The 24068-nt window shown below is 63.7% G+C and carries 18 protein-coding genes; 10 read left to right on the top strand and 8 right to left on the bottom strand.

The features are described 5' to 3' along the window. Nucleotides 1-281: 281 nt before the first annotated feature. From BM222_RS22325 to BM222_RS22310, 4 genes are all read right to left on the bottom strand, one after another. Nucleotides 282-1121, bottom strand: a complete 840-nt coding sequence (locus BM222_RS22325) for a M48 family metallopeptidase (RefSeq protein WP_092232104.1) — start codon at nucleotides 1119-1121, stop codon at nucleotides 282-284. 217 nt (nucleotides 1122-1338) lie between these two features. Continuing rightward, nucleotides 1339-2667, bottom strand: a complete 1329-nt coding sequence (locus BM222_RS22320; RefSeq protein WP_092232283.1) for a polyhydroxyalkanoate depolymerase — start codon at nucleotides 2665-2667, stop codon at nucleotides 1339-1341. A gap of 120 nt (nucleotides 2668-2787) precedes the next feature. Next, nucleotides 2788-3606, bottom strand: coding sequence for an ABC transporter permease (locus BM222_RS22315; RefSeq protein WP_092232101.1), 819 nt, complete (start codon nucleotides 3604-3606; stop codon nucleotides 2788-2790). Nucleotides 3607-3751: 145 nt separating this feature from the next. Beyond that, nucleotides 3752-4555 carry an ABC transporter ATP-binding protein gene (locus tag BM222_RS22310; RefSeq protein ID WP_092232098.1) on the bottom strand — a complete coding sequence of 268 codons (804 nt, stop codon included), beginning with the start codon at nucleotides 4553-4555 and terminating at the stop codon, nucleotides 3752-3754. Between the two features lie 435 nt (nucleotides 4556-4990). Between BM222_RS22310 and BM222_RS22300 the strand changes: the two genes are divergently transcribed. Next, the gene (locus tag BM222_RS22300; protein ID WP_092232092.1) at nucleotides 4991-6301 is read left to right on the top strand and encodes an ActS/PrrB/RegB family redox-sensitive histidine kinase; all 1311 of its coding nucleotides are present in this window, start codon (nucleotides 4991-4993) and stop codon (nucleotides 6299-6301) included. Nucleotides 6302-6404: 103 nt separating this feature from the next. Then, nucleotides 6405-6959 carry an ActR/PrrA/RegA family redox response regulator transcription factor gene (locus BM222_RS22295; RefSeq protein ID WP_283810253.1) on the top strand — a complete coding sequence of 185 codons (555 nt, stop codon included), beginning with the start codon at nucleotides 6405-6407 and terminating at the stop codon, nucleotides 6957-6959. Between the two features lie 64 nt (nucleotides 6960-7023). Here BM222_RS22295 and BM222_RS22290 read toward each other — a convergent pair whose 3' ends face one another. Further along, nucleotides 7024-7515: an MmcB family DNA repair protein gene (locus BM222_RS22290; RefSeq protein WP_092232085.1), complete on the bottom strand. Its 492-nt coding sequence runs from the start codon at nucleotides 7513-7515 to the stop codon at nucleotides 7024-7026. A 268-nt stretch (nucleotides 7516-7783) separates the two neighbouring features. Between BM222_RS22290 and BM222_RS22285 the strand changes: the two genes are divergently transcribed. Continuing rightward, nucleotides 7784-9484, top strand: a complete 1701-nt coding sequence (locus tag BM222_RS22285; RefSeq protein WP_092232082.1) for an alpha-amylase family protein — start codon at nucleotides 7784-7786, stop codon at nucleotides 9482-9484. A gap of 94 nt (nucleotides 9485-9578) precedes the next feature. On the opposite strand, the gene BM222_RS22280 is transcribed toward BM222_RS22285, so the two are convergent. After that, on the bottom strand, nucleotides 9579-11180 hold the full coding sequence (locus BM222_RS22280) for an alpha-amylase family glycosyl hydrolase (protein ID WP_092232079.1): 1602 nt from the start codon (nucleotides 11178-11180) through the stop codon (nucleotides 9579-9581). Nucleotides 11181-11351: 171 nt separating this feature from the next. Here BM222_RS22280 and BM222_RS22275 point away from each other — a divergent pair, with 171 nt between their 5' ends. Next, nucleotides 11352-12023 (top strand): MBL fold metallo-hydrolase, encoded by a 672-nt coding sequence (locus BM222_RS22275; protein ID WP_092232076.1) that lies wholly within the window; start codon nucleotides 11352-11354, stop codon nucleotides 12021-12023. Between the two features lie 12 nt (nucleotides 12024-12035). Here BM222_RS22275 and BM222_RS22270 read toward each other — a convergent pair whose 3' ends face one another. Together BM222_RS22270 and BM222_RS22265 are read right to left on the bottom strand one after the other, a co-directional pair. Then, a complete protein-coding gene (locus tag BM222_RS22270; protein ID WP_092232281.1) occupies nucleotides 12036-13187 on the bottom strand; it encodes an extracellular catalytic domain type 1 short-chain-length polyhydroxyalkanoate depolymerase in 1152 nt (383 codons plus the stop codon). Between the two features lie 140 nt (nucleotides 13188-13327). After that, nucleotides 13328-14740, bottom strand: a complete 1413-nt coding sequence (locus tag BM222_RS22265) for an MFS transporter (protein WP_092232075.1) — start codon at nucleotides 14738-14740, stop codon at nucleotides 13328-13330. A gap of 179 nt (nucleotides 14741-14919) precedes the next feature. Here BM222_RS22265 and BM222_RS22260 point away from each other — a divergent pair, with 179 nt between their 5' ends. The 6 genes from BM222_RS22260 to BM222_RS22235 all read left to right on the top strand — a co-directional run bounded on the left by BM222_RS22260 (nucleotide 14920) and on the right by BM222_RS22235 (nucleotide 24042). Continuing rightward, entirely contained in the window at nucleotides 14920-16155 is a 1236-nt protein-coding gene (locus tag BM222_RS22260; RefSeq protein ID WP_092232073.1) for an LLM class flavin-dependent oxidoreductase, read from the top strand. A gap of 78 nt (nucleotides 16156-16233) precedes the next feature. Continuing rightward, nucleotides 16234-17610, top strand: coding sequence for a cytochrome P450 (locus BM222_RS22255; protein WP_092232070.1), 1377 nt, complete (start codon nucleotides 16234-16236; stop codon nucleotides 17608-17610). Nucleotides 17611-17855: 245 nt separating this feature from the next. Then, on the top strand, nucleotides 17856-18821 hold the full coding sequence (locus BM222_RS22250; protein ID WP_092232067.1) for a sensor histidine kinase: 966 nt from the start codon (nucleotides 17856-17858) through the stop codon (nucleotides 18819-18821). Between the two features lie 268 nt (nucleotides 18822-19089). Further along, the gene (locus tag BM222_RS22245; protein ID WP_177243374.1) at nucleotides 19090-20826 is read left to right on the top strand and encodes a putative bifunctional diguanylate cyclase/phosphodiesterase; all 1737 of its coding nucleotides are present in this window, start codon (nucleotides 19090-19092) and stop codon (nucleotides 20824-20826) included. A 276-nt stretch (nucleotides 20827-21102) separates the two neighbouring features. Beyond that, complete coding sequence (locus tag BM222_RS22240; RefSeq protein WP_092232061.1) at nucleotides 21103-22545, top strand: sigma-54 interaction domain-containing protein; 1443 nt, start codon at nucleotides 21103-21105, stop codon at nucleotides 22543-22545. Between the two features lie 195 nt (nucleotides 22546-22740). Beyond that, on the top strand, nucleotides 22741-24042 hold the full coding sequence (locus BM222_RS22235) for an MFS transporter (protein WP_244547212.1): 1302 nt from the start codon (nucleotides 22741-22743) through the stop codon (nucleotides 24040-24042). Nucleotides 24043-24068 lie beyond the last annotated feature (26 nt).

The following is a 24068-nucleotide window of genomic DNA, read 5'->3' as shown; positions in this document are numbered from 1 at the left end:
AACGCGAAAACAACCCCATGCACAGTAGGCGGGGGTTCTCGGGCGTGATGCGCGGCGGATTTCGCGAGATCGTTGATTTGGCTCTCGGATCGGCGAATGTGGTGCAAGGCGCGTTGTCCGCGCCTCATCCTCCGCTGTCATTCCCCGCGAAGGCGGGGAATCCAGTACGCCGCGGCTTCTCGATTCAATCACAGGCGTCTCTGGAATACTGGATCGCCCGCTTTCGCGGGCGATGACAGTGCTTGCTGGGCTGGCAGTGCGCCGTGATCCTCGGCGCAGCCTCAATCCTCGATCCCGTACCGGTGCAGGTCATTGCCGTACGTGTCGAGCCACTTCTTGGCGCGCTCCATCGACGGACAGATCTTGCCGCAGACACGCCAGAAGCGGGCGGAGTGGTTCATCTCGACGAGATGGGCGACCTCATGCGCGGCGAGATAGTCGAGCACGTAGGGTGGGGCGAGGATCAGGCGCCAGGAGAACGACAGTGAGCCCGCCGAGGTGCAGGAGCCCCAGCGGCTCGACTGATCACGGATCGAGAGCCGCTTCACCTTGACGCCGAGCTCGGCGGCATGGGTCTCCGCCGAACGCTGCAGATCCTTGCGCGCCTCGCGCTTGAGGAAGTCGCTGACGCGGCGATCGACATGCTCGAGGCCGCCGGCGACGCAGACAATGCGTTCGCCGCTGTCGCGTATTTCGGTCCACACGGTGCCGCGGCTGCCTGCGCGATGCACGATGCGATGGGAAACGCCGCGGAGCGGTATCACTGTGCCAGGCTGGAACGGCGCCGCCTTCGGCAAACGACCGAGACGTGCCGCGATCCACGCACCGTGACGCTGCGCGAAGTCCTTGGCTTCAGCGAGCGTGCCTCGCGGTGGGATGGTGAGAATGGCTTCGCGATCACTCGGATGGATTCTGAGCGTGTAACGCCGCGCACGGCGATGCCTGCGCAGCCTTATCGCAAAGAATTGCGATCCATGAGTGATGACGAGGGTCTTCGGTTCGTGAGGCCGACGGTAGAGGAGCGCGCGAGTGGCCATGTCTGTCAGTCCAGAGAGCAAGAGATCGCCCGGATTCTGCCATAACCGCCGCCAGGGAAAGCGCTCGGCGCAAAAACAAATCATTTGCCCAATATACAGGGGTTCTTCAGCCGGGAGACCCTACAGACTGGGGTTGGAACCGGCTTTTTTCTTCCTCGCCGGATGCATGCGGCACCCCCAAGAGGTGAGGACTGACTCACTCCTAGATCGCTACCTAAATACCTCGAATCTGGCGGGAACCTGACCCTCCCAGCGCCGCCGACAGGGCCTCGGATTTAAGCGGTAAAGCCGAAATCAGAGCTTATTCCGCCGCAAGCGCCTGCAATGAGCTCGGATTCGCAGCCGAGACCATGAAGTCGTGAATCCGCGGCACGATCTCCGACTTGAAACGCGAGCCGTTGAACACGCCGTAATGTCCAACGCCCTTCTGGACGTAATGAACGCGGCGATGATCCGGTATCGAGCTGCACAATCCGTGCGTTGCTTCGGTCTGACCGAGACCGGAGATGTCGTCGTTCTCGCCCTCCACCGTCATCAACGCGACGCGCGTGATCTTGGAAGGATCGACGCGAGTTCCACGATGCATCATCTCGCCCTTCGGCAGCGAGTGCTTCACGAAGACGGTGTCGACCGTCTGCAGATAATACTCGGCCGAAAGATCCATGACGGCGAGGTATTCGTCATAGAACTCGCGATGCTTGTCGACGAGGTCGCCGTCGCCCTTCACCAGATTGGCAAAGAGCTGCTTGTGGGCGTCCATGTGCCGGTCGAGATTCATGCTGATGAACCCGTTCAGCTGCAGGAAGCCCGGATAAACGTCGCGCATCATGCCCGGATGCGGAAACGGCACCTTGGTGATGACGTGATTGCGGAACCAATCGATGCCGCGCTCCTGGGCGAGATTGTTCACCGCGGTCGGATTGCGTCGGGTGTCGATCGGACCGCCCATCAGCGTCATCGAGGTCGGGACGAAAGGATCGCGCCGCGCTTCCATGATCGAGACGGCGGCGACGACGGGGACGGAGGGCTGGCACACCGCCATGACATGGGTGTTGCCGCCCAGCACATGCAGCATCTCGATCACGTAATCGATGTAGTCGTCGAGATCGAAGCGGCCTTCGCTCAAGGGCACCATGCGGGCGTCGGCCCAGTCGGTGATGTAGACCTCATGCGCCGGCAGGAAGGCGTCGACCGTGCCGCGCAGCAGCGTCGCGTAATGGCCGGACATCGGCGCCACGATCAACACCCGCGGCTGCGGGCTGCGCAAGGGACGAGCGAATTTGCGATCGAAGTAGAGCAACCGGCAGAACGGCTTTTCCCACACCGAGCGAACCTCGACGGGGACGCGGGTGCCGTTGACGTCGGTGTCGTCGAGGCCCCATTCCGGCTTGCCGTAGCGGCGCGTGGTGCGCTCGAACAACTCGCAGGCCGCGGCGACCGACTTGCCGACCTCGGTGCGGGCCCAGGGATTCAGCGGATTCTGAAACAGCAGCTTGGTCGCATCGGTGACCGCGCGTGCCGGATTGAGAGAGGCCTGCACCATCTCGTACATCCAGTACATCGGCGTGGTCAGGACCGGGCTGCCTTCCGCTGCCAGGGGCGGCGCGCCGCCAAACTCACCAATCGGCATGATCAAATCCTCTTCGCATCGCAGCATACTGCCGAATGCGCAATATTGCGTCAATGCATGGTTCCGTACATCTACGGGACGAAGCGACAAAAACCGAACTAAATCCACGGGAAAGTGACGTCATTCGCCTCCCGCCAGCAGCGAGCCGTGCTTCCTGGCGCTGCGCAACAGGGCAAGGAATGCCCAGAAAGAAGCCACCAGAAGGCCTGCGTTGATGGCCAACGCTTCAAGCATCAAATCGGTCCGAAAGGTGTTCTCGATCAGGAGCGCGCGCATCCCCTCGAACACGTAAGTCGGCGGCAGGGACCAGGCGACGTATTGCAACCAGCCGGGCAGCACGCTGACCGGATAATAGATGCAGGCGAGCGGCATGATTCCGAACATCAACGTCCAGACGATGCTCTCGGCGCCCAGGCCATTCCGCAGCACCAGCCCCGAGACGAAGATGCCGACCGACCAGCTCGTGAAGATCAGATTGCAGAAGAAGGCGATCAGCGGCAGGCCGAGGCCGTAGACATTGAAATGAAAGAAGATCAGCGCGAGCAGCGTCATCGGGATGACGCCGATCGCGAGCCGGATCAGGCTCATCGCCATCAGCGAGAGCAAAAACTCGATCGGCTTCAGGGGGCTCATCATGAGGTTGCCGAGGTTGCGCGCCCACATCTCCTCCAGGAAGGAGATGGAAAAGCCGAGCTGGCCGCGGAACAGAATGTCCCAGAGAATGACGGCCCCGATCAGCGTGCCACCGGCGCGCGCGAAGAAATTGGCGTTCTGCGCGATGTAGAGCTGCAGAAAGCCCCAGGTGATGATCTGGAGCGCCGGCCAGTACAGCAGCTCGAGCAGCCGCGGCCAGGACGACATCAGCAGATACCAGTAGCGCAGGATCATCGCGCCGATGCGCTGCACGGAAATGCGGCGGTGGAGGGAGAGTTCAGTCATAGTCGCACCAGCGCCCCCGGAGGCCGTCATTGCGAGGAGCTCCAATTTTGCGCTGATGCGACGAAGCAATCCAGAATCCTTCTGCGGAGAGACTCTGGATTGCTTCGCTTCGCTCGCAATGACGAAAGAAGCGCCAGTCGCTCGCTCATCTCGCCCCCTCCTTTGCGCCGTTCACCCGCCCGCGCGCGACGTCCAGGAACACCTCTTCCAGCGTGGTGCGGTTGTAGCGGGCCATGATGGCATCGGGCGTATCGTCGTCCTCGATGCGACCGCGCTTCATGATGATGACGCGGTCACAGAGCCGCTCGACCTCGAGCATGTTGTGCGAGGCCAAGAGGATGGTGGCGTTGTTGTCCTTGCGGTAGCGCTCCAGATGGCCCCGGACCCAGTCGGCCGTATCAGGGTCGAGCGAGGCGGTCGGCTCGTCCAGCAGCAACAGTTCCGGCTGGTTGATCAGCGCCTTCGCCAGCGCGACGCGGGTCTTCTGTCCGGCCGAGAGCTTGCCGTTGGCGCGGTCGATGAAATCATTGAGATCGAGATCATCGGCCAGCTTCGCGATGCGATCGGCGAGGTGCCTGACCGCATAAAGCTTGCCGAAAATCGTGAGGTTCTGGCGCACCGTCAGCCGCATCGGCATGTCGACATAGGGGCTTTCGAAATTCATCCGCCCCAGCACGGCCGCGCTGTCCTCCGGCATCCGATGCCCGAGCACGCGGACGCGGCCGGAGGTCGGCAGCACCAGCCCCATGATCATTGCGATGGTGGTGGTCTTGCCGGCGCCGTTGCCGCCGAGCAATCCGGTGATGCTGCCGCGGGGCAGCGAAAAGGAGATACCGTCCACCGCGCGGGTCTGCTTGTAGACCTTGACGAGGCGAGCGACCTCGATGGCCGCGGACGAAATGTGATCCGCGACAGTCGGCGGGCTTGAAGCGTCGTCATTCCCGGTCATGCTAGAGGCGTTCTTCCGCCATTGCGCGGTAGAGCGCAAGGCTTGATGTCCGAGACTTCCGTTCCATGGACTGCACGATGATCGCCTGTGGATTTCACGACTCTTCGGGCTTGCTCCGCCTCTCCCGCTTGCGGGAGAGACCGCCACGCCCTGGGCGATGCGAAGCATCGTCCCGCGCGTGGCGGGTGAGGGTTCTTTCCTCTTGGGGATTGTCCCGTTGCGGAGACACCCCAGCCCTCCCCCGCAAGCGGGAGAGGGAGCCCACTGCCGATGCCGTCGCATCGTGTACACCATATGCGATTGCCCCGCCCGCAAGCGGGAGAGGGAGCCGACCGCCGATGCCGCCATATGATGCACACCATATGAGATCGCACTGGCATGGACATGGGACAAGCGTGTTTGTGATCGGACACGTGCACCGCTAGATTGACTGGGATGACCGAGACCGCTGCTTCCGACTTCCGCCCTTCGCAACGTCACATCCGCCTGGACACCATCCTGCGACTGCGCTGGCTCGCGGTGCTGGGCCAGCTCGCCGCAATCTTCGTCGTGGCGCAGGGGCTGGAGTTCGAGGTCGAGATCGTCCCCTGTGTCAGCATCATCGGCCTGTCGGCCGTGCTCAATTTGGTGCTCCAGACCGCGATCAATCCGATGCGGCGGCTGGAGCCGATCCATGCGGCCGCGCTGCTGGCGCTGAACATCCTGGAACTGGCGGGCCTGCTGTTCTTCACCGGCGGATTGCAGAACCCGTTCTCGTTCCTGTTCCTTGCGCCGGTCTTGATCTCGGCTACCGCGCTGCCGGCCCGGCTCACTTTCGCCCTCGGCCTTCTGGCGGTGGCCTGCGCCTCGATCCTGTTCTTCGTCCATTACCCGCTGCCCTGGGACTCCGAAGATCCCGTGGTGCTGCCGCCGATCTATCTCCTTGGCGTCTGGCTTTCGATCGTGCTCGCGATCGGCGTCACCAGCCTCTACTCGTTCCAGGTGACCGAGGAGGCGCGCAAGCTCGCCGACGCGCTCGCCGCGACCGAGCTGGTGCTGACGCGCGAGCAGCATCTGACCCAGCTCGACGGTCTCGCCGCCGCCGCCGCGCATGAGCTCGGCACGCCGCTCGCCACCATCTTCCTGATCTCGCGCGAGCTCGAGAAGACGGTGAAGGACCCGAGCTTTGCCGCTGATCTCAAGACCCTGCGCGAACAGACGCAGCGTTGCCGCGACATATTGAGCAAGATCACGCAGCTCTCCTCGGCCGGCGCGCCGTTCGACCGCATGAAATTGTCCGAGCTGATCGAGGAGGTGGTGGCGCCGCACCGCGATTTCGGCGTCGACATCAAGGTCCGGATCGCGGTGGCCGCGGCGACCGAGCCGGTCGGATCGCGCAATCCCGCGGTGCTCTACGGTGTCGGCAACATCGTCGAGAACGCCGTCGATTTCGCGCACACCACGGTCGAAGTGAATGCGTGGTGGAACAACGACACGATCGAGATCATGATTTCCGATGACGGCCCGGGCATTCCGCCCGATCTCATGAACCGCATCGGCGAGCCTTATCTGTCGCGGCGGCGAGCCCAGGATGCCGGCGGCGGCCTGGGGCTCGGCGTGTTCATTGCCCGCACACTGCTCGAACGCACCGGCGCCAAGGTCTCGTTTACCAACAGGACCTTTCCGGAACACGGTGCAGTGGTCCAGATCGCGTGGCCGCGCCGGCGTTTTGAGGCTATCGAGAGCGTAGAAGAAACAATAGGATAGGCCGCGACCTTGCGTCGCATGGGAGGCCCGATCGACTATTGGCGGCCTTGGCACCGCCTGATTGCGACGCCATATGGAGATGCGCAGGAGAGAGGACAAAACCTTGAACGCCATCACTGAGCTGAACGAACAGGCCGACCGCTCGCTTCTCATCGTGGAAGACGACAAGCCGTTTCTGGAGCGCCTGTCGCGCGCCATGGAGACACGCGGCTTTGCGGTGACGTCATGTGACACGGTCTCGGATGGCCTGGCGCAGATCGGCAAGTCCGCACCCGCCTACGCCGTGGTCGATCTCAGGCTCGGCGACGGCAACGGCCTCGACGTCGTCTCCGCGCTGAAGAAGAAGCGCCCCGAAGCCCGCGCCATCGTGCTGACAGGTTATGGCAACATTGCCACCGCCGTCACCGCGGTGAAGATGGGTGCGATCGATTATCTCTCGAAGCCCGCGGATGCCGACGACGTCGTCGCCGCGCTGCTCTCGACCAGCGATGAAAAATCGGAGCCGCCGGCAAACCCGATGTCCGCCGACCGCGTGCGCTGGGAACACATCCAGCGCATCTACGAGATGTGCAACCGCAACGTCTCGGAAACCGCGCGCCGCCTCAACATGCACCGGCGGACGTTGCAGCGAATCCTGGCCAAGCGCGCGCCGAGGTAACGGGCTTCGTAGGGTGGGTTAGCAAAGCGTAACCCACCCTACGGCAGCTGCGTTGGCGGTGCCGCTACTCCCAGAAATCCGCATGGCCCTGCGGATCGACCAGGCGGTTGATGCGCAGCGCTGCTGCCATACCAAATCGCACCGTCATCTGCTTACGCGTCGCGGCTGCGATCTTGTGCTCGGGCGCCTCGCAATGCAGATGCGCGCCATAGGCATCCGCGATGATCAGGCCGGTGCCCTCGGGAAAAATCTCGCAAGGCAGATCCTGCGTGAAGGCGAAGAACAGGCGGTCGCAATGGGCACGGTATTCGGGCCATTTCTGGTCGGCGCGCAAATCCTCGATCGATGATTTGATCTCGACGATCCAGATCTCGCCGCGCTCGTTCAAGGCCACCAGATCGGCGCGCCGGCCGGACGGCAAGGGCAATTCGCTGATGCAGGAAAACCCGAGCGAACGCAACAGCCGCGCCGTGCCGCGCGCAATCGCGCGCGCCGTCTCTGATTGACGACGATCTGGCGGCGGCACGAGGGCGACGTTGCGGGCGGGGTTGTCCATGGGGGGAGAGTAGCCGATTCCATCATCGTCGTCCTGGCGAAAGCCAGTCCCCATTGCCCCAAATGATCGTCGTCGCGCGAGCAGCTAACCACCAGCCTCCGTCAAACTCCTCCCTGGGATAATCGCGACGAGCGCAAGCGCTCGCGCGGGGGTCCTGGATCTGCGCTTGGCTTGTCCAGGACGACACTCGAGGTGCGGGAACCACGCTCGCTCAAATCACTTATCACGCAGCCGCCGCACCTCGGCGGAACCACCGAGGCTGCGAGCCATGATCGACGATCTCTGGTACAAGAACGCCATCATCTATTGCCTCTCCGTCGGCACCTATATGGATGCCAATGGCGACGGCATCGGTGACTTCAAGGGCCTGCAGCGCCGGCTCGATTACCTGCACGGGCTCGGCATCACCACGATCTGGCTGATGCCGTTCCAGACCTCCCCCGGCCGTGATGACGGCTACGACATCGCCGATTATTACAGCGTCGATTCCCGCTACGGCACGCTCGGCGATTTCGTCGAGTTCACGCAGGGCTGCAAGCAGCGCGGCATCCGCGTCATCATCGACCTCGTCATCAACCACACGTCAGACCAGCATCACTGGTTCAAGGAAGCGCGGCGCGACAGGAATTCCCCCTATCGCGACTGGTACGTCTGGTCGGACAAGAAGCCTGCGAACGCCAACAAGGGCATGGTGTTTCCCGGCGTGCAGAAATCGACCTGGACGCGCGACAAGGAAGCAGGCGCCTACTACTTCCACCGCTTCTACGATTTCCAGCCCGATCTCAACACTGCTAACCCGCACGTGCAGGCGGAGCTTCTGAAGATCATGGGTTTCTGGATCCAGCTCGGCGTCTCGGGCTTCCGCATGGACGCCGTGCCCTTCGTGATCGCGACCAAGGGACCGAAGGTGAAGACGCCGGTCGAGCAATACGACATGCTGCGCACCTTCCGCGAATTCCTGCAATGGCGCGAGGGCGACGCCATCATCCTGGCCGAAGCCAATGTGCTGCCTGATACCGACCTGGAGTATTTCGGCAAGGATGCCGACCGCATGCACATGATGTTCAACTTCCACGTCAACCAGCATTTGTTCTATGCGCTGGCCTCCGCCGATTCACGCCCGCTGGCCAAGGCGCTGAAAGCGACCAAGCCGCGGCCGGCCACCGCGCAATGGGGCCTGTTCCTGCGCAATCACGATGAGCTCGATCTGGGACGGCTCACCAAGGCGCAGCGCGACTGCGTGTTCAACGCGTTCGGCCCCGACAAGGACATGCAGCTTTACGATCGCGGCATCCGCCGCCGGCTCGCGCCGATGCTCGGCGGCGATCGCCGGCGGCTCGAGCTTGCCTACAGCCTGATGTGCACGCTGCCGGGAACGCCCGTGATCCGCTACGGCGACGAGATCGCGATGGGCGACGATCTCTCGCTGCCCGAACGCAATTGCGCGCGCACGCCGATGCAATGGTCAACCGAGCCGCATGGCGGCTTCACCAAGAGCGACCGGCCGGCGATCCCCGTCATCGACACGGGGCCGTACGGCTATCCGCACGTCAATGTCGCCAAGCAGCGGCGCGATCCCAACTCCATGCTGAACTGGACCGAGCGCATCATCCGCATGCGCAAGGAGGTACCGGAGATCGGCTGGGGCGATTTCACCGTGATCCCGGCACGCGACCCCGCCGTGTTCATCATCCGCTATGACTGGCGCAACAATTCCGTGCTGTTCGTGCACAATCTCGACGAGAAGCCGCGCGAGATCGCGTTCTCGGCGGGCCCGGGCCTGCCCGGCGGCGCCGGCAAAGACCTGATCAATTTGCTCGCCGAAGACCACAGCCATGCCGACAAGCGCGGCCTGCACCGCGTCGTGCTGGAGCCCTATGGCTATCGCTGGTACCGCGTCGGCGGGCTGGATTATCTGCTGAAGCGGAGTGATGTGGACGGGAAGAGGGTGAAGGGGCGCGGGAGGTAGCTAGCGCCCCGACGGGGGTGCGTTCCCTCCCCCCTTGGGGGGAGGGAACGGAAAGGGCGTCGTCTGCAGCTGAATTGATTTCGAGGACAACCACTCACGCCGGCGGCGCCACCACCACGCCCTCGTTGCCCCGCAAGTCCAGCACGCCTTCCAGGCGCTCCCCCTCACGATCCAGGCACGTCGAGAGCAAGATCTCGCTGCCGAGGCCGATGGCGCTGGTGGCGACTGCGATCGGCTCGGGGCCGAGATTGAGCACGACGATGAGCGCCCTGCCCTCGGCCTCGCGGCGATAGATCAACAGATCGCCTTCCGCGGCGATCGGATGATAGCTGCCGGTGACCAGCGGCGCCGAATTCTTGCGCAGCGTGATCAGCCGCTTGTAGAGACTGAGGATCGAGCGCGTATCGGCTTCGAGATTGACGACGTTCTCGTGAACATGATCCTCCGGCAGCGGCAGCCACGGCTTCACGTCCGAGAAGCCGGCGAACTGCGAGGCATCCCACTGCATCGGCGTGCGGCAGCCATCGCGGCCGACGCCGATGCCGGGCACGTTCTTCTCGAAGGGGTCGCGGACATCCTCAGGCGCGATCGCGAGCTGACGCATGCCGATCTCGTCGCCGTAATAGAGCGTGGGCGTGCCGCGCAGGGTCAGCAGCAGCATGGCGGCGATGCGGGCCTGCTCGGGCCCGACGCGGCTGGCGACGCGCGGGCGATCGTGGTTGCCGAGCACCCAGTTCGGCCAGGCGCCCGTTGGCAGCGCCTTCTCGTAGTCCTCGATGATCTTCTCGATCGAGCGCGCGCTCCAGAAGGTCGAGAGCAGCGCGAAATTGAACGGCATCTGCGCGCCGGTGAGATCGTTGCCGTAATAGGCCATCAGCCGGTGCAGCGGCAGATAGATCTCGCCGATCAGCACGCGCGCGGCATAGGCATCCGTGACGCGCCGCATCTCGGCGATGACATCGTGCACCTCCGGCTGGTCGGTGGAATATTGCGTGAGAATCCTTTCGTTCGGCGGCCGGCCCTCGACATATCGCGGGTTCGGCGGGTTATCGCGGAATTCCGCGTCCTTGATCAGATGCCAGATCACGTCGACGCGAAAGCCGTCGACGCCCTTCTCCAGCCAGAACCGCATCACGTCGTAAATCGCGGCGCGAACCTGCGGGTTGCGCCAGTTCAGGTCGGGCTGCTGGGCGAGGAAAGCGTGGTAGTAATATTGGCCCGTCGCCTCATCGAACTGCCACGCGCTGCCGCCGAACTCGGAGAGCCAGTTGTTCGGCGCGCCGCCATCGGGCGCCGGATCGCGCCAGATGTACCAGTCGCGCTTGGGATTGTCGCGCGAGCCGCGGCTCTCGGCGAACCAGGGATGCTGGTCGGAGGTGTGGTTCGGCACGAGGTCGAGGATCAGCTTCAGACCATTGTCATGCGCGGCTGCGAGCAGCGCATCGAAATCCGCCATGGTGCCGAACAGCGGCTCGATGCCGGTATAGTCGGAGATGTCGTAGCCGAAATCGGCCATTGGCGACGGAAAGATCGGCGACAGCCAGATCGCGTCGACGCCGAGCGATTTAACGTAAGGCAATCGACGCATGATGCCGGCGAGATCGCCGACACCGTCACCATCGCTGTCCTGAAACGAGCGCGGATAGATCTGATAAAAGATGCCATCGCGCCACCAGATGTCGCCGCCCTGTGCCATGCCGGAAAGACCATCCAAATCTGCGTCTCGCGCGGGAGAACGCCGAAGCAACGCCCCGGTTCAAACTGGCAAGCGAATTGGGACGGCCGTGTGACCCTCGCAGCTTCTGTTCCGTATGGTCCCCAGTACTATTTTGCTTGGCGACGCAGCAAAAATCGGCATTGTGCGGCCATGACCGAGCAAAATGACACCGGACGGGCCAAGGCCGGCGCGATCATCGTCCCCGTGACGCTGTTCGAGCAGAACTGCACCATCATCTGGGACGAACCCGGCAAGAAGGCCGTGGTCATCGATCCCGGCGGCGACGTGCCGAAGATCCTCGAGGCGATCAAGCAGACCGGCGTCAGCGTGGAGAAGATCTGGCTGACCCACGGCCATATCGACCATGTCGGCGGCGCGGCGGAATTGCGCGATGCGCTGAAGGTGCCGATCGAAGGCCCGCATGAAGCGGACAAATTTCTGCTGGACAACGTGGTCGAGAGCGGCGCGCGCTTCGGCATGACCGGCGTGCGCAATTTCGCGCCGGACCGCTGGCTCGACGAAGGCGACAGCGTGTCGATCGGCGGCCTGACATTCGATGTTTTGCATTGCCCGGGCCATTCGCCGGGCAGCGTCGTGTTCTTCAACAAGGCTTTGCGCTTTGCCCATGTCGGCGACGTGCTGTTCGCAGGCTCGGTCGGACGTACCGACCTTCCGGGCGGCAGTCACGCCACGTTGATCAACTCGATCAAGACCAAGCTGCTGCCGCTCGGCGACGATGTCGGCTTCATCTGCGGCCACGGCGCCGGCTCGAGCATCGGCCAGGAGCGGATGACCAATCCGTTCATCACCGGCGAGATGTGAGCAACCGGCGCGCTACTTCACCAGGCCCGCGGCCGTGAGCGCGCGGGTGATGATCTGGCCGAGATCGAAGCCGCGCCCCCGGTCGCGCGTCGCCTCGGCCTTCTCTTCGGCGACTTTCACACGGATGGTGCGGGCGAGATGCGGGGCGGGCGAAGGTTTCGCGTCCGCCTTCTTCGCGTCCTGAATCCAACCGGTGAGGCCGAAGAACTTTGCGATGTGATAGGACGAGGAGATGCCGGCCTCGATCAGGAACGCACCTTCGACGCCGTAGCGCTGGTCGTTGTCGGCAAGCCCAAGCGGCGTGCCGTGGGCCATGCCGGTGATGGCGTAGGACTCGACCAGCGTCTCGCCGTCCTTGTTCCACCAGGACTGGCGCGGATAGCCGTCGACATTGGTCTCGGCCATCGGCGTCATCGGCAGATCGTGCAAGTCGAGCCACTGCTTGACGATCTCGTTGGCATTGCCGGGATTGACGGTGCGGTCGGCGCTGCCGTGCCACACCGAGATCTTCGGCCAAGGCCCGCGATGGTTCGAGGCCCGCCGCACCAAATCGCCGAGCTCACGCTCGGGTCGCCCGGGCGAATGGAACATGCCGTCGAGCGCCTCGCGCAGATTGGAGGCGATACCATACGGCAATCCAGCGATGACCGCGCCGGCGGCGAATACTTCCGGGTAGGTCGCAAGCATCACCGAGGTCATGCCGCCGCCGGCGGAAAGGCCGGTGATGAAGATGCGCCTGGGATCGATGCGATGCGTCTCGACCATATGCGCGATCATCTGGCGGATCGAACGCGCCTCGCCGCTGTCGCGTGCGGTGTCCTCGGGATTGAACCAGTTGAAGCAGGTGTTGCCGTTGTTGACGCGCTGCTGCTCGGGCATCACGAGCGCAAAGCCATAGTGGCGCGCGAGCGTCGACCAGCCCGCACCGAGATCGTAAGAGGCCGCCGTCTGGCCGCAGCCATGCAGCACGACGACGAGCGCGTGCGGCTTCTGCAATTGCGCCGGCACGAACGCGAACATGCGCAGGTCGCCTGGATTGTCGCCGAAGCCGGTCACTTCTTCCAGCGGGCTAGAGCTGCCAGCGCCCGCGCCAAAATCAGGCAGGCGCAGACCGTCCAACCTTGGCAGACGTCTCAAGAAGTCGACATTGCGGGCAAGCGACACGGTAAATTCCTGGTGGGCGGCTTTCAACGTTTACCCAGACCAGATAGTTGCTGCGGTGCGAAATGAAAAGTCCGTGTGCCGTCCGTCGATCCGGAAACGCGCAAAATCCCGCAGGAATCCGCAAATATTAACCGTCAGCCTCAACTTCGTGCAGATACGCGGCGCATCCACGTCAGGAATGCGGCTGACGTCATGATTAACGCGGCGAATAAAATGAGCGAGACGAGGAAAGCTGCACGCGCTGATTGCAGTCGTTCGATCGCGAAGAACACCGCGCCGATTGCGGCCACTCCGGCCGCATTTCCGATCTGCGCAATGGTGCCGTACATGCCGGACGCCGAGCCTGCCGCGACGGGCTTGACGGTCGAGAGCACCGCGCCTGACAGCGGCGCCATCACCAGGCCCTGTCCGTAGCCGAAGATGATCATGACGAGCGCGAGCAGGACCGGGGCCGGAGCGTTGATGGAGCCCGCAACAAGCGCAAGCGCGGCGAGGCCCGCGATCTGCAACGCGCAGCCTTCGATCAGGACCTTGGTGCCGCGATGCTTCGCCCGCGCGCCGCTGTGCCGCGAGGCCACGACGAAAGCGAGCGCGAGCGGAATGAATGCGAGGCCGGCGGCAAGCGGCGGAATCTTCAGGCCGCGCTGCATGAAGAGCGTCATCACCAGATAGAACGACAGATTGGCGACGAAGAAGAAGAACGCGGCGCCCAGGCCGCGCAGGAAAGGGGCATCCGCCAGCAGCGTCAGATCGATCAGCGGCATACCGCCAGCGCGGGCAACCGCGTGCTCGAGCTTGATGAAGGCAAACAGGATCGCGCCGCCCATCGCCATCACCGCCCACAGCCACAACGCCCAGCCGACATCGTGGCCGAACAGCAGCGGTCCGATCAGGCACAGCAATCCTGCGAACAGCACCACGCTGCCCCGGATGTCGAGCCTCGTACCAGCGCGGCGCGGCACCGTCGGCATGATCTGCCATGCAGCAGCCGCGATGATGAGACCGCAGGGCACATTGACGAAGAACACCGCGCGCCAGCCGGTATGCGCAAGATCGATCGTGACCAGCAGGCCGCCGAGCAGGAAGCCGGCGGCGCCGGCGAGCCCGAGCGCGATGCCGTAGATGCCGAAGGCGCGGCTGCGCGCGTCATCGATGAACAGGAGATGCAGCGTCGCCAGCACCTGCGGCACCATCAGCGCCGCGGTCGCGCCCTGCGCCAGCCGGGCGACGATCAGCTGCGCGCCTGAAAGCGCCAGCCCGCACCACAACGAGGTCACGGTGAAACCGAGCACGCCGGCGAGAAACACCCTCCTGGTGCCATGGATATCGCCGAGGCGTCCGCCGGTGACGACCAGCGTCGCATAGGCGATCAGATAGATCGCGATGACCGATTCGATCTGCGCCGGCGTGGCACGAAGATCCACGGCGATGGTCGGGATCGCGACGTTGACGACGAAGGCGTCGACGCCGAACATGAACTGCGCCGCGACGACGATCGCCAGCACCCACCAGCGGCGGGTCGTATCGACGGGCTTTGTCACGGTCTGATGCATTGCGCGCGGCCCCGGTATGATGGCTGCCCGATCATTCCAGACCGCGCGCGCTGTCGCGATTACCTCTGAGGTAGGACATGCCCGCATTCCGCTGCGCGGGACATCGCGCGATTGCGTTCGCGTGCGCCACCAACTAGCCTTTGCCTCAACAAACAGAAAAGACAGCCGGAGAGAACGCCATGGCGCGCCTGAAATTTGGAGCTTTCCTCGCCCCGCATCACCCGATCGGGGAACATCCGATGCTCCAGTTCCGGCGCGATCTCGACCTGGTCGAGCAATTGGATGCGCTCGGCTACGACGAATTCTGGTGCGGTGAGCATCATTCCTCCGGCTGGGAAATGATCGCCTCGCCCGAGATGTTTCTGGCTGCGGCGGGCGAGCGCACCAAGCGGATCAAGCTCGGCACCGGCGTGGTGTCGCTGCCCTATCACCATCCCTTCAACGTGGCGCAGCGCATGGTGCAACTCGACCACATGACCGGCGGCCGCGCCATTTTCGGCTCCGGCCCGGGGGCGCTCGCGTCGGACGCGCACACGCTCGGCATTGACCCGATGACGCAGCGCGACCGCCAGGACGAGGCGATCGACGTGATCCGCCGCCTGTTCAAGGGCGAGCGCGTCACCGCCAGGAGCGACTGGTTCACCATGAACGACGCGGCGCTCCAGCTCCTGCCGTTGCAGGAGGAGATGCCGTTCGTGGTGGCCTCGCAGATCTCGCCGTCGGGCATGACCCTGGCGGGCAAATACGGCATCGGCATCATCTCGCTGGGCTCGACGACGACGCAGGGGTTGATGTCGCTGCAACAGCAATGGCAATTCGCCGAGGACTCCGCCAGGAAGCACGGTACCACGGTCAGCCGAGCCGACTGGCGCGTGCTGATCACTTTCCACATCGCCGAGACCCGCGAGCAGGCGCGCAAGGAGGCCGGCGCCGGCCTGATGCGCTGGCACAATGAATATAATGTCGGCACGCTGCAACGGCCGGGCCTCACCGCATTCTCCTCGCCCGACGAGGCCGTGGACAAGACCGCTTTTGTCGAGGACGCCGCGTCCACCATCGGCACGCCCGACGATCTCGTCAAAACCATCAAGAACGTGATGGAGGTGTCGGGCGGTGTCGGTGCCGTCATCGGCTTCGTTCACGACTGGGCCAATCCCGAAGCCACCCGCCGGAGCTGGGATATGGTCGCCCGCTACGTCGTGCCTGAGATCAACGGCTATATCGACGGCTTGCGCAGATCGCAAAAATTCGTGATCGAGAATCGTGCGATCTTCGAGCGTGCGGGGCAGGCCGTGATGGCCAAGATCATGCAGAACGAAAAGGCCGCCGAGGCACTGAAGGTGACCGGCCCCGGCCGCGTCGCCATTCCCGCCGTCAATGCGCCGGATCTGCAGACGGAAGCGGCGAAGCGATAGGCCGGTTTCCGTCGCGCGTACTCCGCGCAAGGCGACCCGAATTGTGCTATGTAGGCAGGGCCAACGGGAGCAATCGTCATGTCCATGCAGAATGTGGCCGCACCTGCGCTCGCCTACACGGCGCCCAAACGCAACGAGCTGACACACATTCCCGGCGACGAGGGCTGGCCCATCATCGGCAAGACCTTCCAGATTCTCGCCGATCCCAAGGGACATGTCGAGGCGAACGGCGTCAAATACGGGCCGGTCTACCGCACCCATATCTTCGGCGAGACCAACGTCGTGCTGCTTGGCCCCGAGGCCAACGAGCTCGTGCTGTTCGACCAGCAGAAGTTGTTCTCGTCGACCCATGGCTGGAACAAGGTGCTCGGCCTGCTGTTTCCGCGCGGGTTGATGCTGCTCGATTTCGACGAGCATCGGCTGCACCGCAAGGCGCTCTCGGTCGCGTTCAAGTCAGGGCCGATGAAGTCCTATCTGAGCGACCTTGATCGCGGCATCTCCGCGCGCGTCGCGCAGTGGAAGGCCAAGCCTGGCGAGATGCAGCTCTATCCCGCGATGAAGCAGCTCACGCTCGATCTCGCGGCTGCGTCTTTCCTCGGCGCCGATATTGGACCCGAGGTCGACGAGATCAACCGCGCCTTCGTCGACATGGTGGCCGCCGCCGTCGCGCCGATCCGCAGGCCGCTGCCGGGCACGCAGATGGCAGCCGGCGTGCGGGGGCGCAAGCGCATCGTCGCCTATTTCCGTGAGCAGATTCCACTGCGCCGCGGCAATCATGGTGGCGACGATCTGTTCTCGCATCTGTGCCGCGCCACCCACGAGGATGGCGCATTATTGTCCGAGCAGGACATCATCGACCATATGAGCTTCCTGATGATGGCGGCGCACGACACGCTGACCTCGTCGCTGACGTCCTTCATCGGCGAGCTCGCCGCCCATCCGGAGTGGCAGACCAGGCTGCGCGACGAGGTTGTTGCGCTTGGGCTTGCCCCGGACGCGCCGACCAGCTTCGACGATCTCGAGAAAATGCCGCTGTCGGAGATGGCGTTCAAGGAGGCGCTGCGAATCAAGCCGCCGGTGCCCTCGATGCCACGCCGCGCGATGCGCGATTTCAGCTTCAAGGGATTTACGATTCCCGGCGGCACCGCGGTCGGCATCAATCCGCTCTACACGCATCATATGAGGGACATCTGGCCGGAGCCTGACAGCTTCGATCCCTTGCGCTTCACCGAGGAGGCCCAGCGCAACCGTCACCGCTTCGCCTGGGTGCCGTTCGGCGGCGGCGCGCATATGTGCCTTGGCCTGCACTTCGCCTATATGCAGGCGAAATGTTTTGCCCGGCACTTCCTGCAGAACATCGAGGTGTCGCTCGAGCCTGGCTACAAGCCGGACTGGCAGATGTGGCCGATTCCGAAGCCGCGGGATGGGCTGAAGGTGCGGGTGAAGGCGGTTTAACGCTCGGCTCGCATTTCTTTCGTAGGGTGGGTTAGCCCTGTGACCGCGCGAAGCGCAGTTCGCAGGGCGTAACCCACCTCTTTAATCTCGCGGTGACAGAAATGGTGGGTTACGTCAGCGCCTGCGCTTTGCGCAGACGCCGTCTAACCCACCCTACGGCGTCCTGCTCGCGGCTACGCCTCGCCTTCCGGTAGGCGCCGGCCAGCGATCACAATTTTGGCACCTTCGGCAACGAAGACTTCCGCATGGGGAAGCTGATCGACGAATTCCGCAGGGGCTGGCAGGGCGTAGCGCCGCCGTCGCTCGGCCTGAGCATCGTCTTTGCGGTGGCGTGCCTGCTGCTCGCGACCCTGGCGCGCTGGGGGCTCGCGCATGTGCGCCCCGACGTCTTCTTCTCACCGTACTTTCCGGCCGTGTTCTTTGCTGCCGCCTTCGGCGGCCTGCGTATCGGCGTCGTGACGGCGCTGGTCGGCGGCGTGCTCGGCGTCGTCGTGAATTTCGGCGATGCCTATGCCGATCGCGCGCGCTTCGCGCTGCTGACACTCTATTGGGGCGTGTCCGCGCTGACGATCTGGGGCGTCGAGCATTATCGCACCATGCTGGCCGAGCAGCGCCGGATCTCCAGACGCCTGATCGAGGAGGAAGATTATCGCAAGGTCCTGGTCGACGAGTTGCAGCACCGGCTGAAAAACAAGCTGTCGACCGTGCATGCCGTGCTGCACCAGGTGCTGCACGATGAGCCTCAGGTCTGGGCCCGGATCGACCCGCGGCTCCGCTCGCTGGCCGCGACCGACGACCTGATCGCACGGGTCGACAAGGCCGGCTGCGACATCCGCGACCTCCTGATCTCGGAGCTCGGCCCTTACGGCCATGTCCGCTTCACCCTCAATGGCGAGCGGCTGTTCCTGCCGCCGAAGCTTGCGGTGACGCTGTCACTGATGTTTCACGAACTCGCCACCAATGCCGGCAAATACGGCGCGTTCTCCTCACCACGCGGATTGTTGCAGGTGTCGTGGACGGTCAGCGACGATCGCCTCGCCATCACCTGGGATGAAACCGAAGGACCGACCATCGGTAACATCTCGGCGCCCGGCTTCGGCACCAAGCTCCTGAAATCGGCGCTCTCGGCCTTCGACGGCAAGACCGAGGTTTCCTATTTGAAGACCGGACTGCATTGCATCATGCAGTGCCGCATTCCCCGGAACGGGTGACGGTGGTTCACCTCTCCCGGCGGTTGTCGACGAAGCCATCTCGCGACCGGTTGCAAGAGAAACGAAACAGGTCCGCGCAGTCCGCGCACGCTTTCGCATGCGCTGTTGACCTTCCGTTAATGACGATCGGCGGGGCGCCCGAGATCATCGCAGGTTTCTCGCAAAACACCCCCGTATTTCTGCGGACCCTTTAACCAAAGCTAAGAGGGACCTGCGCATGATCGCGCCCATTGCAAACGCGCGCTGAACAACAAGATTCATGGCTTCTATGAACGACAATGCATGTAGCGGCGCGAACGAAGCCGAACTCGGATTTCTCAAGGAAATCGTTAGAATGCTGCCTGCCGGCCTGACCGTGCAGGACGCGCAGGGCAAGCTTCTCCTGGTTAACGATGTCGCCGCCGCCCAGCTCGGCATGGACGGCAGCCGCCCGTCGCCGGATCTCACACAGCGCCGCGAAGCCTGCGAACGCGCATTCAAGGCCGGACAGCCTGTCGTCTCCGAGGAAGCCCTCCAGGACGGCGCCGCGCGTCAGGTGCTGCTGACCACCCATCGCCCGGTCCAGCTCGCCGGCCGCGAGCTCCTGATCTCGGCCTCCGCCGACATCACCGAACAGAAGAATTTCGAGGACCAGCTGTTCCGCTCGGCCTATTTCGACGAGCTGACCGGCCTGCCCTCGCGGCGCGTCATCGAGCATCGCGCCTCCAACCTGCTCTCCCGCGGTCGCGGCGACGACCGTTTTGCCCTCGCCTTTCTCGATGTCGACAATTTCAAGCACATCAACGACTATTACGGCCATGCCGTGGGCGACGCGCTGCTGGTCGAGCTGTCGAAGCGTCTCGGGCGCGACCTGCGCGAGTCCGACATGCTGTCGCGCATCTCCGGCGACGAATTCCTGTTGCTGCTCTCCCCGATCCAGAGCCAGGAGGAAGTCGCCGAATTCCTGCAATCGACGCTGGAGCGGCTGACCGCACCGTTCTTCATCGACAATTCGGAAGTGTTCGCCTCGACCTCCGTCGGCGTCAGCCTCTTTCCCGACCATGGAAGCAGCTTCGAGACGCTGCGCCAGAACGCCGACATCGCGATGTACCGCATCAAGAACAACGGCAAGGGATCCGCGGCCTTCTTCGATTCCAGCATGGAGCGCGAAGCGCTCGCGCGGATGAAGATCGAGCAGTCGCTGCGGCAGGCCATCCTCGAGAAGCGCTTCTGCTGCGCCTTTCAGTCCAAGGTCGACATCCGTACCCAGGAAGTAAAGGGGATCGAGGCACTGGTACGCCTGCGCGACGACGAGGGCGTGATCCAGGCGCCGGGTTCGTTCATCAACCTGGCGGTCGAGCTCGGGCTGATCGACGAGCTGACCCATCTCGTGCTGGCTGAGATCGTCAAGTCGATCGACCTGATCAACGACACCTTTGGCGCGGACGCGAACATCAGCATCAACGTCGCCGCCAAGCAGGCCGGCAATCCCGAATTCATGCACGATTTTGCGCGGGCGCTGGAGAACACCGGCTTTCCGCAGAGATTCATGATCGAGGTGACGGAAGACGCCTTCGTCGCCAAGAATCATTTCCAGGACGAGATCCTGCCGATATTCCGCAAGCTCGGCGTCGGCATCTCCATCGACGATTTCGGCACCGGCTATTCGTCCTTATCGGCGCTCGCCGACATCACTGCCGACGAGATCAAGATCGATCGCTCCTTCATCACCGACATCCATAAGCGCCCGCGCAGCCAGGGCATTTTGCGCGCGATCGAATCCCTGAGCGAGGCGCTTGGCATGACCGTGATCGCCGAAGGCCTGGAATCCTACGAGGAGCTCGCCTATCTCCAGGCAGCGACCAAGATCCGCTACGCGCAGGGCTATTATTTCGCGCGGCCGATCTTCCTCGAAGAGCTGAAGCTCGCTACCCCCGCCGCCAGCGAATCCCGCGCCAGCGTGTCCGCCCGTCCGATGCAGCAAAACCGCCAGGGCTATTCGCGGGCGAGCGGGTATCGGCGGTAGGCTATCCCTTATCGTGCGACGAGCGCTAACGCTCCTCCGTCATCCTGAGGTGCGAGGCTCGCGATGCGAAGCATCGTGGGCGGAGCCTCGAAGGATGAACGGCCGGGCTGCCAGCCGGGCCCGTCGCCCTTCGAGGGCCGCTGAAGAAGCGGCCACCTCAGGGTGACGGGATAGATCTTGGGCGAATGCTTACGCACGTTAACCCGTCACGCCGATTCCCCCTTTGAAATCACAGCCCTTTTGGTAATAAACAGGCGGAGCTCCCCGAGGCGCGCCATGCCCCACACGTCCCCTGACGTCAGCGATCCCGCCTATGTCCGCGCGCGCGCGATGGTGACGCTGTTCGAGCGGCTGGAGCATCTGTGCGAGGGCGCGATCGCCATCGATCGGGGCGGACGCGTGATCTATGTCAATGAGAAGTACCTCGCCTCGCTCGGTCTCAAGCACACCTCCGAGGCGATCGGACGGCCGATCGAGGAGGTCATTCCGAACAGCATGATGCGGAAGGTCGTCGAAACCGGCGAGCCGATCCTGCTCGACATCATGGAGCTCGGCGGCGAGCAGCTGGTCGTGACGCGCATGCCGATCGAGGACGAGAGGCGCAACGTCATCGGAGCGATCGGCTTCGTGCTGTATGACCGTCTGGAAAGCCTCAAGCCATTGCTTGCGCGCGTCGCCCAGCTCGAGAGCGATTTGCGGCTGGCGCGGCGGCAATTGTCCAACGCCCGTGCCGCGCGCTTCACCTTCGCCGACTTCGTCGGCAGGACCCCTGGAATCACGCAGGCCAAGGAGCTCGCAGGCCGCGCCGCCCGGCAAAACGTCACCGTCCTGCTCACCGGCGAGACCGGGACGGGCAAGGAGATGCTGGCGCAAGCCATTCACAATGCCTCCTCCCGCGCCGAGAAGCCGTTCGTCAGCGTCAATGTCGCCGCGATCCCGGACACGCTGATCGAATCGGAATTTTTCGGCACCGCACCGGGCGCCTATACCGGGGCCGATCGCAAGGGGCGCGAGGGGAAATTCCGGATCGCCGACGGCGGAACCCTGTTTCTGGACGAGATCGGCGAGATGCCGCTGCAACTGCAGGCCAAGCTATTGCGTGTGCTGCAGGAGCGCGAGATCGAGCCGCTCGGATCGGACAAGATCTCCAAGGTCGATCTACGCGTCGTCGCCGCCACCAATGTCGATTTGCGCAAGCGCGTCAGCGACGGCACCTTTCGACCCGACCTCTATTACCGCCTCAACGTGCTCTCGATCGACTTGCCGCCCCTGCGCGACTGTCTCGACGATCTCCCCGACATCAGCGCCCGGCTGCTCGAGGATATCAGCGCCTCCGGTGATCATGTCAGCGCCAAGATCACTCCGAGCGCGCTGACCGTGCTTGCCCGCTACGATTGGCCGGGCAACGTCCGCGAGCTTCGCAACGTTCTGGAACGCGCACTGATCCTGAGCGATTCCGGGCGGCTGAGCGGTGACGATTTCGCGCGCATCCTCCCCGTCGGCACGGATGCGAGGCCGGCTTCGACCGCGCGGGCCGCCGGCTTCGTGCTGCCCTATGCCGAGGCCGAGGCGGAGTTCGAGAAGCAAACGCTCGAGCAGGCGCTTGCCGCCAGCAACGGTCAGATCTCCGAAGCCGCCAAGCTGCTCCAGATCTCGCGCGCGACCTTCTACAAGAAGCTCGCCAAATTCGGGCTCGCCTCAGGGCCCGCTTCCGTCTGAGTTTCGAGACGGAGACTGTCCGGAGTCTCAGACTCCGGACAGTCTGTTCAGCACTCATTTCCTGGCGCCGAATGCGGGAATTGCCGGAATTTCAGTCATTTGCTCATTGGTGTCGCATCTGGCGCGGCCCTTGCTTTTCGCTTTGCACAATGACGCATGGCGCACATGCGCATTCGCAAACAGGGAGGACGCCAGATGAGTGGAGCGATCACCGTCAATGAACTCGGGGCCAAGCAGCCGTCGCATGTCACGGTCGCAACCGCGAGCCTGATCGGCACGGCCATCGAGTGGTACGACTTCTTTCTCTACGGCACCGCGGCGGCGCTGATCTTCAACAAGCTGTTCTTTCCGACGTTCGATCCCATGATCGGCACGCTGCTGGCGTTCGCGACTTACGCGCTCGGCTTCATCGCACGCCCGCTGGGCGGGGTCGTGTTCGGCCACTACGGCGACAAGATCGGCCGCAAGACCATGCTGTATCTCACGCTGCTGATCATGGGCGCGGCGACGGCGGCGATCGGATTCCTGCCGACCTACGATACCGCCGGCATCTGGGCCGCGGTCCTGCTCGTCACCTGCCGCCTGGTCCAGGGTTTTGGCCTCGGCGGCGAATGGGGCGGCGCCGTGCTGATGGCGGTCGAGCACGCCCCCGAGGACAGACGCGGCTTTTACGGCAGCTGGCCGCAGCTGGGGGCTCCACTCGGCCTCGTGCTCGGCACGCTGGTGTTCACGGTGGTGTCCTCGACACTGAGCGACGCGCAGCTCTTCGCCTGGGGCTGGCGCATCCCGTTCCTGGTCTCGATCGCGCTGGTGCTGGTCGGCCTCTGGATCCGCTTCACGATCGCGGAATCGCCCGAGTTCCAGAAGGTCAAGGACACCAAGCAAGAGGTGAAGATGCCGATCCTGGAGGCTCTCAGGATGTATCCCAAGAACATCCTGCTCGCGATGGGCGCGCGCTTCGCCGAGAACGGCTTCTTCTACATCTATGCCACCTTCGTGCTCGCCTTTGCGACGCAATCGCTCGGCATGAACAAGCAGGACATGCTGAACGGCGTCCTGATCGCGGCTGCGATCGAGACCTTCACGATCCCGGCTTTCGGCGCGCTGTCCGACAAGGTCGGGCGGCGGCCGATCTATATTTTCGGCGCGGTGTTCTCCGCACTGATGTCGTTCCCGCTGTTCATGCTGCTGTCGACCAAGAACCCACATCTGACCTGGATCGCAATCGTGCTCGGCCTCGCCATCGGGCACGCCGCGATGTACGGCCCCCAGGCGAGCTTCCTGTCGGAGCTGTTCGGCACCAAGGTGCGCTATAGCGGCGTCTCGCTCGGCTACAACCTCGCCTCGATCTTTGCCGGTGCGCTGTCGCCGCTGATCGCGACGGGCCTGATGACGGCCTACGCGCCGGCAACCTGGCCGATCTCGCTCTACATGATCGCGCTCGCGATCATCACGATCGTCTCGGTCTATTTCGCCACCGAAACCCGCAAGGTCTGACAGCTCCGAACGCACCGATTGCAACA

The organism is Bradyrhizobium sp. Gha (assembly GCF_900113735.1).
Classification (GTDB): domain Bacteria; phylum Pseudomonadota; class Alphaproteobacteria; order Rhizobiales; family Xanthobacteraceae; genus Bradyrhizobium.
Note: the sequence above shows the minus strand (reverse complement) of the source record. Positions and strands in the feature narration are given on the sequence as shown.